The following is a 16335-nucleotide window of genomic DNA, read 5'->3' on the forward strand; positions in this document are numbered from 1 at the left end:
CCGCAGATGCTCACGACAGGTTTTGCACGGCCTGCCAGGCGACCTCTGCCTGGCGCAGCTCGTCCTTCGCGCGGGCCTGCGCGACGTAGCCGTCATCGCCCATCACACCCGCCAGGTAGCGGGCCCGCACCCCGGCGCTGATGCAGCAGGACCGCCAGCGCTGGAAGGCCACGTAGTACGGCAGATCCGCTACGTCGCGCCCGGCGAGCGCCACGTAGCGGTCGACGAGCTCGTCGCGGGTGGGAAAGCCCGGTTCGGCGGTGGGGCCGACGGTGACGGCGGGCAGCTCGTCGCCCGGTTCCTCCCAGCCCGCCATCAACCAGCCCAGGTCGGCGAGCGGATCGCCGAGGGTGGCCAGTTCCCAGTCGAAGACGGCCAGCACGGTGCCATCCAGCGCGAACGACAGGTTGCCCGGCCGGAAGTCACCGTGCACGATGCCGCTGCCCTGCGCGGGCGCCTTGCGCACCAGCGCGTCGTGCACCGCGTCCAGCAGCGCCAGATCCGGTGCGCCGGACTGGTGCACCTGCCGCTGCCAGCGTCGCAGCTGCCGTTGCAGGTAGCCGTCGCGGCGCGCGATGTCGCCCAGCCCGACCGCGTCCGGGTCGACGCCGTGCAGCGCCGCCATGCACTCCACGGTCGCCAGGCCCGCGTGCCGCCGCGCCCGCGTCGACAGCGGACGAGCCGAATCCCGATCGGCCAGCACGCGCCCGTCGACGAAGCCCATCACGTAGAACTCGGCGCCGGTCACGGAAGTGTCGGCGCAGTACGCCAGCGGTTGCGGCACCGGGACATCGGTGCCGTGCAGCGCGGAGATGAACCGCCACTCGCGGCTCATGTCGTGGGCGGTGCTGAGCACCCCGCCGGTCGGTGGGCGGCGCAGTGCGCGCGCCACACCGCCCGCATCGGTGATCCGGTAGGTCAGGTTGGACCGGCCGCCGGAGAGCAGCGCGAACGTCACCGGCGGCCGCAGGCCGGGCACGTTCTCGGCCAGCCACCGCTGGGTCGCGTCCGGATCGATGCCGCGCAACCGCATCTCAACCCCGCACCGCGCCAGCGCCGATCTGCTCGCGCAGCTGCCGTTTGAGGACCTTGCCGGTGGGGGTCCGCGGCAGCGGCTCGGCGCGCACCACCACCTGCGCCGGGACCTTGAACGCCGCCAGCCGGGCCGCGACGTGCGAGCGGAGTTCGTCCGCTTCGACCTGGGTGCGCAGGTTCACCACCGCGACGACCTCCTCCCCCAGCGCGGGGTGGGGCAGGCCGATGACCGCGACGTCGGCCACCGCGGGGTGCTCGAAGAGCGCCGCCTCGACTTCGGCGCAGTACACGTTCTCGCCGCCGCGGATCACCACGTCCTTGAGCCGGTCCACCACGTGGACCCAGCCGTCGGTGACGTACCCGAGGTCGCCGGTGTGGAACCAGCCGTCGGTGAAGGCTTCCGCGGTAGCCTGCGGGTTGTTCCAGTAGCCGCGCACGATGTTGGGCCCGCGGAACCAAAGTTCGCCGATCTCGCCGTCCGGGAGGTCTTCGTTGGTGGCCGGATCCACCACCCGCAGGTCGGCACCCGGCGCCGGGCGGCCGACGCTGTTGGCGCGGGCGAGGTAGTCCGCGCCCGCGTTGCCGACCACCGCCGAGGTCGTCTCGGTGAGGCCGTAGCCGTTGGATGGCGCGACGCCGGTGCCGAAGGCGCCGATGCGCTGCACCAGGTCGGGCGGAATCGGCGCACCGCCCATGGACACGCCGTCGAGCTGGGCGACCGCTTCGCCCTGCTCGACCAGGTCCCGCATCACGGTCGGAACCCCGGCCGCGGTGGTCAGCCGCTCGTCGCTGATCAGCCGCGCCGCGACTTCCCGATCCCACCGGTACATGGTGGCCAGTTTCGTCCCGGCCAGCGTGGCGAAGCACAGCGAGGTCAGCCCGGCGATGTGGAACAGCGGGAAGGTCAGCAGGACACCCGGCTGCGGCGCGTCCGGGGCGGCCGGTGGCGGGAACACGCCGCCGCCCGCCAACGCCAGGTGGATTCGTCGGTTCACCACCGTGTTGAGCAGGTTGGTGCAGTGGTTGCGGTGGGTGCCGACCGCGCCTTTGGGACGGCCGGTGGTGCCGGAGGTGTAGAGGATCGTGGCGTCGTCGTCCGGATCGATGGCCACCTCCGGCGGCTTCGGATCGGCGGGCAACGCCGCCAGCAGCTCCGCCCACGCCCGCACGCCCGGCGCCGGATCGCCGCCGCGGACCTCGACGATCGGGATCTCCCGGTCCAGCAGCGCGGCGCGCTGCGCGTCGGCGAACACCAGCGCCGCACCGCTGTCGGTCAGCCCGTAGCGCAGTTCCGCATCGGTCCACCAGGCGTTGAGCGGCACCGCGATCAGTCCGGCGAGCTGGATCGCCCAGAAGATCGGCGCCCACTCCGGGTAGTTGCGCATCGCGATCGCCACCCGGTCGCCGGAGACCAGGCCGTATTCCTCGCGCAGGCCCCGCGCCAGGCCCGCCACCAGCCGGAAGTGCTCCGCGAAGGTGCACCGGTACCCGTCGTAGACGAGGAAGTCGCGCGAGCCGTAACCCTGGCTGAACAGCACCACATCGCGCAGCGTCGCCGGGCCCGCGGCGTACACCCGCATCGGGACGCCGCCGACCTCCTGCGGCACGATCTCGAACTCGCCGCCCGGCCCGGTGAGTTCGGCGAGCAGCCGCCGCCGCTGTTCCTCCGACACGATGGCCTCCTCAACTGTCCACTGTGGTCGATCAAGCCTGGTTCGGTAAGCGCCGCTTGCACCCACCTTCAGGCCGTGCCCGCTGACGTTCTACGCGAGGCCTGCCCCGACGCCGGACGACATGATGTCGGGGATCCCGTAGTCGAGAAGGCGCTTGAGTGCCTGTCGTTGAAGTGGCTGCGCCGGGCCGATCGCCCCGGGTGAGGTGGGCGATTTCGCGCGAAATCGCCAGGTTCGCCAGTCGCGCCGCCACGCGGACCACCTTCAACACTCCCTCATGCGTTTTGGCTCATGCGTCGTGGCTCATGCGTTGTGGCTCATGCGTCGTGGTTCAGCCGCAGGCCTGGGCAGTGCCATTCGGTGGCGTAGAGGATTCCCCAGCCGGACGAGGTGATGTAGGCGGTGCGCAGATCCGGCCCGCCGAAGCAGATGTTGGTCACGTGGGGGTCGTGCTTCGGCGGCTTGATCACGTCCTTGAGCTCACCGTCCGGCGTCAGCACGCTGATCGCACCGGTGACCAGCGTCGCCACGCACACGTTGCCAGCCGAGTCCACGGCCAACGAGTCGAGCAGCTGGTAGCCCGCGAAGCCGTGCAGCAGGTGCGCACCAGCGGGCCCCGGGCCGGTTCGGCGCAGCCGCCCCGGCCCCGCCACGTCCCAGTACCAGACCCGGCCGGTCCAGGTCTCCGCCACGTAGACCCGGGAACCGTCCGGCGACAGCCCGACCCCGTTGGCCTCCGTCAGCGGGTAGGCGATCTCCTCGATGTGGCTGCCATCCGCTCTCGCGTAGTACAGCCCGCCGCGGTCGGCATCGCGCGCACGGCGTTTGCCGAGGTCGGTGAAATAGAAGCCGCCTTCGGCGTCGAACACGATGTCGTTGGGTCCGCGCAGCGGGTGGCCGCCGACGGCGGTGTAGACATCGGTGACGGCACCGTCCATGGTGACCCGCTGGATCCGGCCGCCGATGTAGTTCTCGGGCTGCAGTCCGGGCACCACCCGGCCGTCGACGTCGAGCCACCCGAACCCGCCGTTGTTGCACACGTACACCGCGCCGTCCGGTCCGATCGCCGCCCCGTTGGGCCCGCCGCCGCAGTCGGCGACCACCGACACCTCGCCGTCCGGCGACACCCGCGAGAGGGTGCCGCGCTTGATCTCCACCAGCAGCACGGATCCGTCGGAGAGGGCCACCGGTCCTTCCGGGAACTGCAGGCCCGATGCGATCTGCCGAAGCTCGGTCATGAGGTTCCTCTCTCGTGCCGCGCAGCCTTCCGCGAGCCGGTTCACTGCCGCGGCGCGCTCCACAATGGACAAGGTGTTCACCCGAAGTCCGAGCAACCTCCTTAACGCTCGTTAAGTGACCCTAGACACGCCGTCGCAGGTAGCACAAGAGGCGACCGGGGGCGTTCTTGACGCCCCGCGCACGCTCCCCATAGCGTGCGGAAATCCCTGGTGCGCGAGTGCCCGCATCGGTCCAGTGCGCGGATCGCGCGGAGTTCAGGAGGGTTCGTGACCACAACGGCTGAGCAGCGGGTCAGCTGCACCATCACCGGTGGTGTGGCGGATGTTCGGTTGAACCGCCCGGACAAGCTCAACGCGCTCGACCAGGCCATGTTCGAAGCGCTGGTCGCGACCGGGCTGCGGCTGCGGGACGACAGCAGCGTGCGCGCCGTGGTGCTCTCCGGTGCAGGCCGGGCGTTCTGCGCCGGGCTGGACTTCGGCAACTTCCAGCAGATGGCCGACGGCACCGGCCGGGTCCCGGACCGCGAGGCCGTCAGCGCCGAGCCGATCGGTCCGGCCAAGGCGCGTGGCCAGCGGGCGGCGCACGTGTGGGCGACGCTGGCGGTTCCGGTGATCGCGGCGGTGCACGGCGTCGCCTTCGGCGGCGGCCTGCAGGTGGCGCTGGGCGCGGACATCCGGCTGGTTGCGGCGGATGCGAAGCTCTCGGTGTTGGAGATCAAGTGGGGCCTGGCGCCGGACATGACCGGCACCCAGCTGCTGCCAGAGCTGGTCGGCCGCGACGTGGCCAAGGAACTGACCTACACCGGCCGCGTCGTCAGCGGCGAAGAGGCCGCCGCGCTGGGGCTGGCCACCCGCGTCGAAGCCGACCCGCTGGCGGCAGCGCTGGCCCTGGCCGGGGAGATCGCGACGAAGAGCCCCGACGCGATCCGCTATTCCAAACAGCTGCTCGACATGGCGGGCCGCACCAGCCTGGCCGAGGGCTTCGAAGCCGAGCAACACGCCATCAAAGCCCTGATCGGCAGCCCCAACCAGACCGAAGCGGTCCGGGCCAACCTGGAGAACCGCTCCCCCAACTTCACCGACCCCACCACCTGACCCAACACACCGGCCTGACCCAACACACCGGCGCGTACGTCGATCGCGTTGAGGTGAGGGGCACCTGTGACCAAGTAACTGGGTCACAGGTGCCCCCCACCTCGAAAAAGTGCGCTCGATCGGGTTGGTTATCGGGGTAGCCATTCGCCGGTGAAGTTCGGTTCTGCCTTGTTCAGGAACGCTTCGCGGGCGGCCGGGGCGTCGGCGGTGGCGAAGTTGATGGTCTGGGCGCGTGCTTCGTTCTCCAGCGCTTCCCGGAAGCTCTGGTGCGAGCCCGCGTGCAGCAGCTGCTTGGTCTGCGCGACCGCGATCGGCGGGCCCTGCGCCAGCCGGTCGGCCAGGTCCGTGACGAACCCGTCGAGCTCCTGGTCGTCCTTCACCCAGGTCACCAGGCCGAGCCCGAGGGCCTCCTCGGCACCGATGATCTCGCCGAGCAGCGCCAGGCGCTTGGCCTGCTGCATCCCGACGATCCGCGGCAGCAACCAGGATCCGCCGAAGTCCAGCGACAGGCCGCGTTTGGCGAAGATCTGCGAGAACCGCGCGTCCGGGGTCGACACCACCAGGTCGCAACCCAGCGCCAGGTTCCAGCCCGCGCCGACGGCCACCCCGCGAACCTTGGCGACGACCGGTTTGGGCAGGTCGTGCAGTGCCAGCGCGATCTCGTTGATGTCGTGCATCCGGTGCAGCGGATGCGGCCCGCCGCGATCGCTGCCCAGGTCGGCACCGGCGCAGAAATCGCCGCCCGTGCCGGTGAGCACCAGCGCCCGCACGCTGTCGTCGGACGCCGCGCGCTCCAGCACCTCGCGCAGCGCCGACCAGGTCGCCGTGTCGATGGCGTTCTTCCGGTGCGGCCGGTTGATCGTCACCGTCAGCACGGGACCGTCCTGGGTCACCAGAACCGTGTCACCGTCCATTGTGCTCACGCGTCCCATCCGTTTCGGCACCGGTGCGCGCCGGGGCCAGCCGTGTATCGTTCGTTAAGTTAACATCCGGCGGCGCCAGTCCCAAGCGACGTTTCCGGCACTTGAAATGCACCCGCCGCACTGGAAAAGTCGGAGCTCGCCCCGAGTCCCGAGCATCGCGGCCGGGCGCGGACCGGCCGGAAAGCGAGTCCGCATGTCCGAAGTGGAATACCGGCAGTCCCAGTTCTCGGCACCCGCCGGAGCCACCGACATCCTGCTGATCCGGCACGGCGAATCCGCCCCGGCCCGCCCCGACCAGCCCTTCCGGTTGGTCGACGGGCAGGGCGACCCGGAACTGGCGCCCGCTGGTCTGGCACACGCCCAGCAGGTCGCCGTACGGCTCGCCGACGAGCCGCTGGACGCGATCTACGTGACCACGCTGCAACGGACCGCGCAGACCGCCGCACCGCTGGCCGCCCGCCTCGGCCTGACCCCGCGCGTCGAGCCCGACCTGCGGGAAGTGCACCTGGGCGAGTGGGAAGGCGGGCTGTTCCGGCAGAAGGTCGCCCAGCGCGACCCGGTGATCCTGAAGATGCACGACGAGCAGCGCTGGGACGTCATCCCGGGCGCGGAACCCGCCGAATCGCTGCGCACCCGGGTGCGCGGGGCGATCGAGCGCCTCGCCGCCGCGCACCCGGACCAGCGCATCGCGGTGTTCACCCACGGCGGGGTCATCGGGCAGGTGATCGCGCTGGCCACCGACTCCCGACCGCTGGCCTTCCTCGGCGCGAACAACGGCTCGATCTCCCAGATCGTGGTGACCGGCGACCGCTGGATCGTCCGCCGCTTCAACGACTCCGCGCACGTCGATGGCGGCCTGTCCAAGGCCGCCACCGCGCTGAGCTAGCGTCTGGTTTACAAGTGGTGTAGCCGCTTGCGGTGTGGGACTCAGCTCGCACCGCCGCCCGATCTCGACGACACGGTCTCAGGCGTCTCCTCGCCGACGACAGCCCCGACGTGGCTGGCATTCATGATGTCGGGGATCGGCGGACCGAGGGGCGTCTGAGGTTCCGCTACGCGAACCCACGCCTGAAACGGTCTTCAGCGCTGCGCCAACCCCAGCGCGCGGACGGCGGCGGTCGGGTCGCCCTGGGTCAGCAGTGCGATCGCCGGGGTGGTGACGCCGTTTTCCACGTACTGCCGCACGCGTTCCCGGCAGTAGGCGGCCGGGCCGTGCACGACGAGCTCGTCGACCACCTTGTCCGGGATCGCCGCCAGCGCGGCCTTGCGGTCGCCGGATTCCCAGGCCTGCCACATCGGCTCCAGTTCGGTGCGGCCCAGCCACTCGTGGAACGCCCGGTACACCGGCACGTTCAGGTAGGCCGCGATCTGCCGCCGGGCCACCCCGCGCGCCGTGTCGGGATCGGTGTCCGGCATGACGAAGATCCGCGCCACGATCTCCTTGTCCGCACCACCCTCGTGCACGTGCGGGACGACCGCGCGGACGTCTTCGGGGGACAGCCAGTTGATGATCGCCCCGTCGGCCTCCCGCCCGGCCAGCCGCAGCATGCCCGGCCGCAGCGCGGCGAGCAGCAGCGGCGGTGGCGGGTCGGCGACCACCCCGGCGGTGAACCCGTGCACCTGGAACGTGTCGTAGGTTTCGGTGACCTTCTCGCCGCGCAGCGCCTTGCGCAGGAACCGCAACGTGTCCCGCACCCGCTGGTAGGGCTCGTCGAACGGAATGCTGTTCCAGCGCTGCACGATCACGTTCGACGACGTGCCGACGCCCAGCACGAACCGGCCCGGCGCCACCGCCGCCAGCGTCGCCGCGCTCATCGCCAGCGTCGCCGGGCCGCGGGTGTACACCGGCACGATCGCGGTGCCCAGCCGCAGCCGCGGCGCCCAACTGCTGGCCAGCGCCAGCGGGGTGAACGCGTCGGTGGCGTTCGACTCCGACGACCACACGTCGGTGTAGCCCAGGTCCGGCAATTCGGCGATCAGCTCCCGCTGTGCGGCCAGCGGCAGCCCCGGCAGCGGGACCGTGATGCCCCAACGTCGTTCCACGACAATCCCTTCCGTCACGAATGCGCGTAACGCGCCTTGAGCTTTCCCTTTACCAGCTTGCCGGTGGGGGTCCTCGGCAGTTCGTCGACGAAGTCCACGCTGCGCGGCGCCTTGTAGTGCGCGAGCCGGTCCCGCACGTAGCCGAGGATCTCCCGTTCCAGCGCGGGGCCGGGCACCGCGTCGGGCGCCGGTTGGACCACTGCTTTGACCGCCTCCCCCATCTCGTCGTCGGGCACTCCGAACACCGCCACGTCGAGGATGGCCGGGTGCAGCGCGAGCACGTTCTCCACCTCCTGCGGGTAGATGTTCACCCCACCGGAGATGATCATGAAGGCCTTGCGGTCGGTCAGGAAGAGGAACCCGTCCTCGTCGAGGTAGCCGAGATCGCCCACGGTGGCCCAGTTGGCGTGCTCGGGATGCTGGACCGAGCGGGTCTTCACCGGGTCGCCCAGGTACTCGAAGCGCAATTCCTCGCGCGCGAAGTAGATGGTGCCGACCTCCCCAGCTGGCAGCACCCGGCCCTCGTCGTCGCAGATCCGGGGCTCGCCCAGCACCGCACGCCCCACCGAACCCGGTTTTTCCAGCCACCGCGCGGAATCGATCATCGTCATGCCGACGCCCTCGGTGGCCGCGTAGTACTCCAGCAGGATCGGCCCCCACCACTGGATCATCGCGCGCTTGACGTCCACCGGGCACGGCGCGGCGGCGTGCACCGCGACGCGGTGGCTGGACAGGTCGTAGCGCCCCCGGATCGCCGGATCGAGTTTGAGCATCCGGATGAACATCGTCGGCACCCACTGGCTGTGCGTGATGCGGTAGCGCTCGATCGCCCGCAACGCCGCCTCGGCGTCGAAGTGCTCCATCATCACCACGGTTCCGCCCAGCGCGTGCACCGAGGCGCAATACCGCAGCGGAGCCGCGTGGTACACCGGCGCGGGCGAGAGGTAGACGGTGTCCTCGCCGAATCCGAACGCGGTGCGCAGGATTTCGACCAGCGTGTCACCGGGTTCGTGCACCTGGCGATCCGGCAGACCGGGCTTGATCCCCTTGGGCCGCCCGGTGGTTCCGGACGAGTACAGCAGATCCGCGCCGCGCGGCTGCACCTCGGGCACCTCGGCGGACGCCGCCGCCAGCCCCGCCTGGTAGTCGTCGTAGCCGCGCACCGCACCGCCGTAGGCCAACCGCACGCGCACCTCGGGTACCCGGCTCGCGACGTCTGCGGCGAGTTCGCCCAGGGCCGCCGACACCACCAGCGCGCTGGCGCCGGAATCGCCTACGATGTAGGCGACTTCGTCCACCTGCAGGTGGCTGTTCACCGCGCACACGTACAGCCCGGAGCGCACCGCGGCCCAGTACACCTCGTAGGCGTGCATCGAGTTGTCGGCCAGCAGCGCGACCACATCGCCCTTGGCCAACCCCGCGCAGCGCAGCAGGTTCGCCAGCCGCAGCGAGCGGTCGTCGAGTTCCCGGTAGGTCAGCCGATCCCCGGATCCGGCCATGATCAGCGCTGGTCGATCGGGGTGCGCGGCGGCGTGGCTTCCTGGGTACATGCGGCTCCTCCTCGACCTACCCCATCGCATGCGCTTCGCGGTCAACGCACGATGCGCTCCAACTCCCCGAACAGCCGCTTGGACTGCTCAGCGGTTGGCACCACGAAGGTGCCTTCGGCTTCCACCAGCACGGTGTCGGGATCGTCCTCGATGCTGATCGTGGCCACCGAGTTCGTCCGCCGCCGGTCGACGCCCAGCACCCGCCCGACGATGCGCAACGGCGTTCGCAACGGCACCGGGCGCCGGTAGCGCAGCGCCAGTTTCGCCGTCATGCCCGGTTGCCCGTTCGCCGCGTGCGCGTGCCCGAGGATCTGGTCCAGCAGCATCGCGCTGATGCCGCCGTGCACGTAGCTGGGTGGGCCCTCGTAGGTCAGGCCGAGGGTGCAGCTGCCGATCGCGACCCCGTCGACGATCTCCACCCGCATCGGCGGCGCGATCGGATTGCCCGGCCCGGCCGCCGGGTTGTACATCCGCCTCGGCCGCCGCCCATCGTCCACAGTGGCCAGTTCGCCGCGTTCGCGGCGCGCCGCGGCCAGCACCGGCACCAGCGCGCGGACCTGCTCGGCGACCTCGGCCAGGCTGCTCGCGTCGACCTCGGTCGACACCGCCGCCTCGGTCAGCTCGCGCAGCGCGGCACCGAGTTCGCGCACCGCGCGGCGGCGCTCCCGCAGATCGGCTTCGGCGTCGTCCGAGGCGGTCACACGCCCCGCCAAACCGGCGCGCGCTTCTCGGCGAACGCCCGCGCCCCTTCCTGGGCATCGGCGGAACCGAACACCGGCGCGGTGATCTCGGCCTGCTTGGCGAAGGCCTCCGCATCGGTCCAGCCGACCGCCCCGGCCACGATCTGCTTGGTGGCGCGGATGGCCAGCGGCCCGTTGGCGGCCACCCGCGCGGCCAGCGCCCGCGCCCCCGCCAGCGCCTCGCCGGGCTCGGTGAGCTCGTTGACCAGCCCGTGGGCGTGCGCGACCTCGGCGGTCAGCGGATCGCCGGTCAGCGCCACCTGCATGGCCAGCTGGTACGGCAAGGCCTTCGGCAGCCGCAACAGCCCGCCCGCCGCGGCGACCAGCCCGCGCTTGACCTCGGGCAACCCGAACTTCGCCGCCCGCGAGGCGACGATCAGATCGCAGCTGAGCGCCAGCTCGCAGCCCCCGGCCAGGGCCCAACCCTCGACGGCGGCGATCAGCGGCTTCGACGGCGGGCGTTCGGTGAGCCCGCCGAAGCCGCGGCCGGGCAGCGACGGCCGCTCGCCGCGGGTGAAGGCCTTGAGGTCCATGCCCGCGCTGAAGGTGCCGCCCGCGCCGGTGAGGATCCCGATGACCACGTCCGCGCGTGCTTCGAGCTCGTCGATCGCGGCGGCCAGCCCTTCGGCCACCGTGCGGTCCACCGCGTTGCGGGCTTCGGGTCGGTCGATCGTGATGACGGCAACGCCGTCGGCGACCTCGGTCCGGACACTTTCGCCCACGCTGTCTCCTCCTGTTGCGGTCAAGAGCGGCTTTCAGTCTTGCTCGCCGGTCGCCAGCAGTCCAGACCGGCCGGTCGGTCTGATGACGAGGCAGCGCCGCACGAACCGATGGCCGCCACCAATAGCAGCCTGTCCGACCCGACGTTTTGCCGGATATGGTGCGGAAGTGGATCTGCGGTTGGTGGAGTACTTCGTGGCCGTCATCGATCATGGCAGCGTCACCAGGGCCGCGCAGTCCCTCTACATCGCGCAGCCGTCGCTGTCGCAGGCGATCCGGAGCCTGGAGCGGCAGCTCGGCGTGCAGCTGTTCCACCGCACCGGCCGCCACTTGGTGCTCACCTCCGACGGCGAGGCGTTCGCCGAACCGGCTCGCCGGATCCTGCTGGACGTCGACCGGGCGCGCGGCGCGGTCCAAGACGTGCGCGCCATGGACAGCGGGCGGCTGGACATCGCCGCCCTGGCGACGCTGGCCGCCCACCCGCTGCCGGAGCTGGCTGGCGAGTACCGGCGGCGGCACCCCGGCGTGCTGCTCAACATCATCGATCCGGGTGGCTCGACCCGCGTCGTCGACGAGGTTCGGCGCGGGCACGCCGAACTCGGCCTGACCCGGCTGGCCTCGGCCCAGCACAAGTCTTCGCTGATCGCCCACGAGCTCGACACCCAGGAGATCGTGCTGGCGCTGCCGCCGGAACTGGCCGAAGCACTGCCCGACCCCGTTCCGCTGGACGCGGTCGCGGGCATCCCGCTGGTTCTGGAATTCACCGACACCACCACCCGCCCCCTGGTCGACGAGGTGCTCGACACGGCTGTGCAGACGGTGGCGGTGGAATGCGCTAACCGGCAGGCGATCTGGGATCTGGTGGCGCACGGCGCGGGTGCGACGTTCTTGCCCCGACACTTGGCCGAGCGTGAACTCGAAGGCGTGGTGCTGCGTTCCACCGTGCCGGAAATCTGGCACAGCGTCGGATTCGTGCACCGGCCCGGCCCGCTGTCGCCAGCGGCCGAAGCGTTCCTGGCGGTCGCCGGGATCAGCGTGCCGACCGGGCCAGGTGGAGAAACGCCCGCCCTGCGGGAGACAGCACCGCCGGGTCGTAGAGCACGCCGTAGGCCAGGCTGATCGGCGGGTCGATCGCGCGCACCACCGCGCCGCGCGCGGCGGCCTGCTCGGCCATCGGCCGCGCCAGAACGGTGCCGCCGACACCGGCCAGCACGAACGGCAGCATCGATTCGCGGTGCTGCACGATCGCCGATGGCGTGGTGCGCTTGCGGGCCGCGCTCAGCGCTCGCTCGATGACGGTGCGACCGGTGCTCTTGGGCACGATCACCAGCGGCAGGTCCGGAAGTTCGGTCAACGGCAGCGGATCCTGCGCGGGAACGTCGGTGCCGGGCGGGAACACCAGCCAATAGTCGTGCGTACCGAGCTCCTCGACCGCCAGGTCCGGCCCGGCGACCGGCAGGTTGGTGAACACGATCTCGCAGTGGCCTTCGCGGATCAGCGCCGCACCGGCCTCCTCGTCGCGCAGCTCGGCCAGCCGCAGCGAGACGTTCGGGTAGTGCTTGCGGAACCGGCCGACCAGCTGCGCGACCGGGTGCACCGCCAGCGGCGCGGCCACCTGGATGTCGAGCCGACCGCGAGGCAGGCCGTCGGAGTCGACCAGCACGCCTTCGGCGGCCACCACATCGCGCAGCACCTGCCGCGCGGGGCCGACGAAGGCCTGACCTGCCGAGGTCAGCACCATGCCGCGACCGATGCGGTGGAACAGGTCGACGCCGAGCTCCCGCTCCAGCCCGCGGATCGCCTGCGAAACAGTGGGCTGCGCCAGTCCCAGAACGCTCGCCGCGGCGTTGATGCCCTTGTGATCGACGACCGCCAGGAAGTACTCCACCTGGTGCAGTTCCACACCGGCAGCTTAGAAGTCCCGATCACCACCCACCCAACCAACACCGCAGGTCCACAACGATGAGAAACGAGGTGAAGGGCACCTTTCACCAAGTAAGTTGGTAAAAGGTGCCCTTCACCCTTCACTCGAACGAAAACCCCGATGACGTTCGGATCGGCCGCACCTGTGCGGGGGCAGCGGTCAGCAGCAGGAGTGCCCGGTGATGTAGTCCTCCCGGTGCCACCAGAACCCGGCCTGCCGCGGGGTGGTGCGGAAGGTGTGCGTCACGGCGGCGGTGGGTTTCGCCGCCGGTTGTCCGATGAGGTCGGCCACGGTGTGCAGGACACCGCCCAGCATCACCTGCCTCGTCTGCGCCGCCGCGGTCACGTCTTCGAGCGGATTGCCGTGCACGAAGGCGAGATCGGCGAGCTTGCCCGGTGCCACGGTGCCCAGGTGCTCGGCCATCCCGATCAGCCGCGCGCCGCCCGAAGTCGCGGCCCGCAGCACCTCGTACGGGGTGATGCCGTTGCGGGCCAGCGAGTCGATGTTGAGGTGGTAGTGGATCGCGAACGGCACGAGCGGTGAATCGGTGCCGATGCCGATGTGCGCGCCGCCGTCGAGCATCCGGCGCACCGTCGCCACCTGGCGCGCGTTGAACGCCAACTCCGCCTCGGGGTAGCGGCCCACCGCATCCTCGACGTCCGCGCGGAACTGCTCGTACGTCGTCGCGGGCAGCAGCGCTTTCAGCCGCGGATCGTCCAACGCCCACCCGGCGTAGTGGTACAGCGCTGCCGCCATGCTCGCCGAACTGGGCCCGGACAGGCCCAACGTGGGGGTGAACGTCATGCCCGAGCGCGCCACCGGCGCCACGACGTCGGCGTAGGCGTGCCCGAGGTACGTCTCCTTCTGGCGGTAGCCGTAGCGGCTGGTGCCGCCGTGGTGCTCGACCGCGTCCGCGCCCAGCGCCGCCGGACCGAACAGGTAGTGCGAAGTGACCGGGACCCCGTGGTCGTGGGCCTGCTCGATCGCCTGCCGCTGCAAGGCGAACGGCAGCCGCACGTAGGTCTTGACCATGTCGTGCCCGAGTTCGCCGACCCGGTCCAGTTCGCGCCGCAGCTCCTCGGCTTTGGTGATGGTCCGGTTGCTGCCGTAGTACACCCGAGCGCCGTCGACGATCTCACCGGCGCAGAACAGCCGCGGTGCCAACCGGTTTCCGGATTCCTGCGCCTCCTTCGCCTCGACAGCGGCGTAGTGCCCGGAGCCGGGCGAGCGGACCGTGGTGACGCCGAAGGCCAGCCACAGCCGCGGAATCCGGTTGTTGGCCCACGGCAGGTGCTCGTGGGTGGCGATCAGACCCGGCAGCACCGTCAGATCACCCGCGTCGATGACCTCCGCACCTGGTGCACCGGCGCCGACCGCGACGATCCGGTTGCCCCGCACCAGGATCTCGACGTTGCGGCGCAACTCCCGGTGCTCGCCGTCCCAGAGCGCACCGGCCCGGATCACCTTGAGCCCGTCCGGTTTGCTCGGCCGCCAGGTCAGCCTGGTCTGCATCGGCCGCACCGCCCCGGTGCGCCGGTCGGCCAGCCGCAGCCGACCGTTGGCCAGGTAGAGCAGCGTGTTCGAATCACCGCTCCAGCTCGGGCAGTCACCCGTCTCGTCGCTGACCCGTTTGGCCGTCCCGGCCGGCCGACCGGTGGAGTCCACATCGGACATCCACACCAAGCCCGCGACGACGAAGGCCATGCTGCGGCCATCCGGCGAGTACACCGGGCCCGCATCGACGCGGTTGGCCAGCGACTTGCCCGGCAGCGGCGGCGTGTAGTGCGCCTCGCCGGTGACGATGTCCACGGTCAGCACGTGGTTGGTGCCTTCCCGGTAGCGCGCCGTGGTCGGCACGAAACCGGCCAGGCCGAGCTTGCCGCCATCGGCGCTGAAGCTCGGGCGGCCGGGCGCGTTGAGCGAGCCGATGACCTCGCGCACCTCGCCGGTCGCGATGTCCACGGTGCGCACCGAACTGCCGGAGACGAACGCGACGCTGCGCCCGTCCGGGCTGAACGCGGGAGCGCTCTCGTCGCCTTCGAGGTCGGTGAGCTGCCGCTGCCCGCCGGTGGCGAAGTCGTGCAGCCACAGGTCGAGCTGGCCCGACCGGTCGCTGGCGAACACCAGCGTCCGACCGTCCGGTGACCAGGCCGGATCGCTGTTGTAGTTGCCGTCGGCGATCAGCGCTTCGGGCTCCCGGTTCGGCCGCAGCAGCCAGATGCCGCCCAGCGCGCGGCAGGCGACCTGCTGACCGTCCGGCGACAGCGCCGGACTCACCAGGCCCTTGACCGGCCTCGGTGCCGTCGCGTCGAAGTCGCGCACGCTGGGCCGATCCACCACCGAGCGCACCGAGACCTCGGCGGTGAACGGCACTTCCCGCGCGGCGCCGGTGCGCAGGTCGCGCCGCCGGATCCGGCCGTCGGCGGTGTAGAGCAGTTCATCGGCGGAGAACCAGCGCGGCGCGAACGGGAACACGTCCTCGCCCGGCTGCGAAATCTTGCGGTCGCCGACGATGAGCGCGGTCTCCGAATCGGTCAGGTGCACGTAGCTCAGCCTGCCGCCGGGTGCGAACGACGGTCCGGCGAGTTGGCCGTCGGACACCTCGACCAGGCCGTGACGCGCCCCGGCGGCGTCGACCGCTTCGATCTTCTGCGGCGCGTTGGCCGCACCGCTGGTGAAGGCGATCAGCGAGCCATCCGGCGACCACACCGGATGCGCCTCCTGCTGGGTGCCGCTGGTCCAGTCGCTGATCTCGCCGGTCGCCAGCTCCAGCACCCGGATGCCGTAGCGGCCACTGGTCTCGCCGGAGAACGCGATCCGGGTGCCGTCCGGGGAGAACCGGGGTTCGCGGTGGTCACCTGGCCCGTCGGTGAGCCTGATCAGCCCGGTACCGTCGATGTTCAGCAGCACCAGGTGGAACTGTCCGTCCTGATAGGACTGGCACACGATGCGCCGCCCGTCCGGGGAGATGTCGGGCTCGCTGGCTTCCTGCACCACATCGGTGAGCCGAACGGCCGCGCCGCCGGTTACCGGCAGCACCCACAGCATGTTCAGCAGGTCGAACACGACGGTGCCGCCATCCGGGGACAGCGCGGCGGCCGCATTGGTGGCCTCCTGGAGGGTGAGCTGCCTGGCACCTGCCGCGTCCGGCGCCGCGACGGCGACGGATTCACCGGCCAACCGGCTCAACAACCAGCCGGAACCGAGCCCGGCCGCCGCGCGTCCGCTGTACCGAAAGAGCGCTCGCCGCGAAAGACCCACCACGCACCTCCTGGAAGAGCCACCGCCACGCCGCAGGGGCGTCGAACCCGCCGCCGGTGGGCATCGGCCGTCTCGGTGAAGATCGTCAGCCAGCCCAGCAGAACTCATCGATCGCGCACTTTCAAGAAGGCGA

13 protein-coding genes are annotated in these 16335 nt (G+C 71.0%); 3 read left to right on the forward strand and 10 right to left on the reverse strand.

Going from position 1 to position 16335, the window contains the following annotated elements:
• Window positions 1–10 precede the first annotated feature (10 nt).
• The 3 genes from ACTWQN_RS30955 to ACTWQN_RS30965 all read right to left on the reverse strand — a co-directional run bounded on the left by ACTWQN_RS30955 (window position 11) and on the right by ACTWQN_RS30965 (window position 3946).
• Window positions 11–1033: a phosphotransferase family protein gene (locus tag ACTWQN_RS30955; protein WP_443207152.1), complete on the reverse strand. Its 1023-nt coding sequence runs from the start codon at window positions 1031–1033 to the stop codon at window positions 11–13.
• A 1-nt stretch (window position 1034) separates the two neighbouring features.
• Entirely contained in the window at window positions 1035–2708 is a 1674-nt protein-coding gene (locus ACTWQN_RS30960) for a class I adenylate-forming enzyme family protein (protein ID WP_443207153.1), read from the reverse strand.
• A 317-nt stretch (window positions 2709–3025) separates the two neighbouring features.
• On the reverse strand, window positions 3026–3946 hold the full coding sequence (locus ACTWQN_RS30965) for an SMP-30/gluconolactonase/LRE family protein (RefSeq protein WP_443207154.1): 921 nt from the start codon (window positions 3944–3946) through the stop codon (window positions 3026–3028).
• Between the two features lie 267 nt (window positions 3947–4213).
• Here ACTWQN_RS30965 and ACTWQN_RS30970 point away from each other — a divergent pair, with 267 nt between their 5' ends.
• Entirely contained in the window at window positions 4214–5041 is an 828-nt protein-coding gene (locus ACTWQN_RS30970; RefSeq protein ID WP_443207155.1) for a crotonase/enoyl-CoA hydratase family protein, read from the forward strand.
• Window positions 5042–5169: 128 nt separating this feature from the next.
• On the opposite strand, the gene ACTWQN_RS30975 is transcribed toward ACTWQN_RS30970, so the two are convergent.
• Window positions 5170–5955, reverse strand: a complete 786-nt coding sequence (locus ACTWQN_RS30975; protein ID WP_443207199.1) for an enoyl-CoA hydratase/isomerase family protein — start codon at window positions 5953–5955, stop codon at window positions 5170–5172.
• Window positions 5956–6157: 202 nt separating this feature from the next.
• Between ACTWQN_RS30975 and ACTWQN_RS30980 the strand changes: the two genes are divergently transcribed.
• Entirely contained in the window at window positions 6158–6850 is a 693-nt protein-coding gene (locus ACTWQN_RS30980; RefSeq protein ID WP_443207156.1) for a histidine phosphatase family protein, read from the forward strand.
• A gap of 194 nt (window positions 6851–7044) precedes the next feature.
• On the opposite strand, the gene ACTWQN_RS30985 is transcribed toward ACTWQN_RS30980, so the two are convergent.
• The 4 genes from ACTWQN_RS30985 to ACTWQN_RS31000 are packed head-to-tail and all read right to left on the reverse strand — an operon-like array spanning window position 7045 to window position 11019.
• Window positions 7045–8007 (reverse strand): LLM class F420-dependent oxidoreductase, encoded by a 963-nt coding sequence (locus tag ACTWQN_RS30985; protein ID WP_443207157.1) that lies wholly within the window; start codon window positions 8005–8007, stop codon window positions 7045–7047.
• A 14-nt stretch (window positions 8008–8021) separates the two neighbouring features.
• The gene (locus ACTWQN_RS30990; RefSeq protein ID WP_443207158.1) at window positions 8022–9557 is read right to left on the reverse strand and encodes an acyl-CoA synthetase; all 1536 of its coding nucleotides are present in this window, start codon (window positions 9555–9557) and stop codon (window positions 8022–8024) included.
• A gap of 41 nt (window positions 9558–9598) precedes the next feature.
• Complete coding sequence (locus ACTWQN_RS30995) at window positions 9599–10258, reverse strand: PaaI family thioesterase (protein WP_443207159.1); 660 nt, start codon at window positions 10256–10258, stop codon at window positions 9599–9601.
• Window positions 10255–11019, reverse strand: coding sequence for a crotonase/enoyl-CoA hydratase family protein (locus tag ACTWQN_RS31000; RefSeq protein ID WP_443207160.1), 765 nt, complete (start codon window positions 11017–11019; stop codon window positions 10255–10257). Before ACTWQN_RS31000 ends, ACTWQN_RS30995 begins: the two co-directional genes overlap by 4 nt.
• A gap of 166 nt (window positions 11020–11185) precedes the next feature.
• Between ACTWQN_RS31000 and ACTWQN_RS31005 the strand changes: the two genes are divergently transcribed.
• Window positions 11186–12136, forward strand: coding sequence for a LysR family transcriptional regulator (locus tag ACTWQN_RS31005; RefSeq protein WP_443207161.1), 951 nt, complete (start codon window positions 11186–11188; stop codon window positions 12134–12136).
• Here the strand turns inward: ACTWQN_RS31005 and ACTWQN_RS31010 are convergent.
• Both ACTWQN_RS31010 and ACTWQN_RS31015 read right to left on the reverse strand, forming a co-directional pair.
• Entirely contained in the window at window positions 12048–12920 is an 873-nt protein-coding gene (locus ACTWQN_RS31010; protein ID WP_443207162.1) for a LysR family transcriptional regulator, read from the reverse strand. The genes ACTWQN_RS31005 and ACTWQN_RS31010 overlap by 89 nt on opposite strands.
• Window positions 12921–13100: 180 nt before the next feature.
• Window positions 13101–16202 carry an amidohydrolase family protein gene (locus ACTWQN_RS31015; RefSeq protein ID WP_443207163.1) on the reverse strand — a complete coding sequence of 1034 codons (3102 nt, stop codon included), beginning with the start codon at window positions 16200–16202 and terminating at the stop codon, window positions 13101–13103.
• Window positions 16203–16335 lie beyond the last annotated feature (133 nt).

Source organism: Saccharopolyspora antiqui, from assembly GCF_052246905.1.
GTDB lineage: Bacteria > Actinomycetota > Actinomycetes > Mycobacteriales > Pseudonocardiaceae > Saccharopolyspora.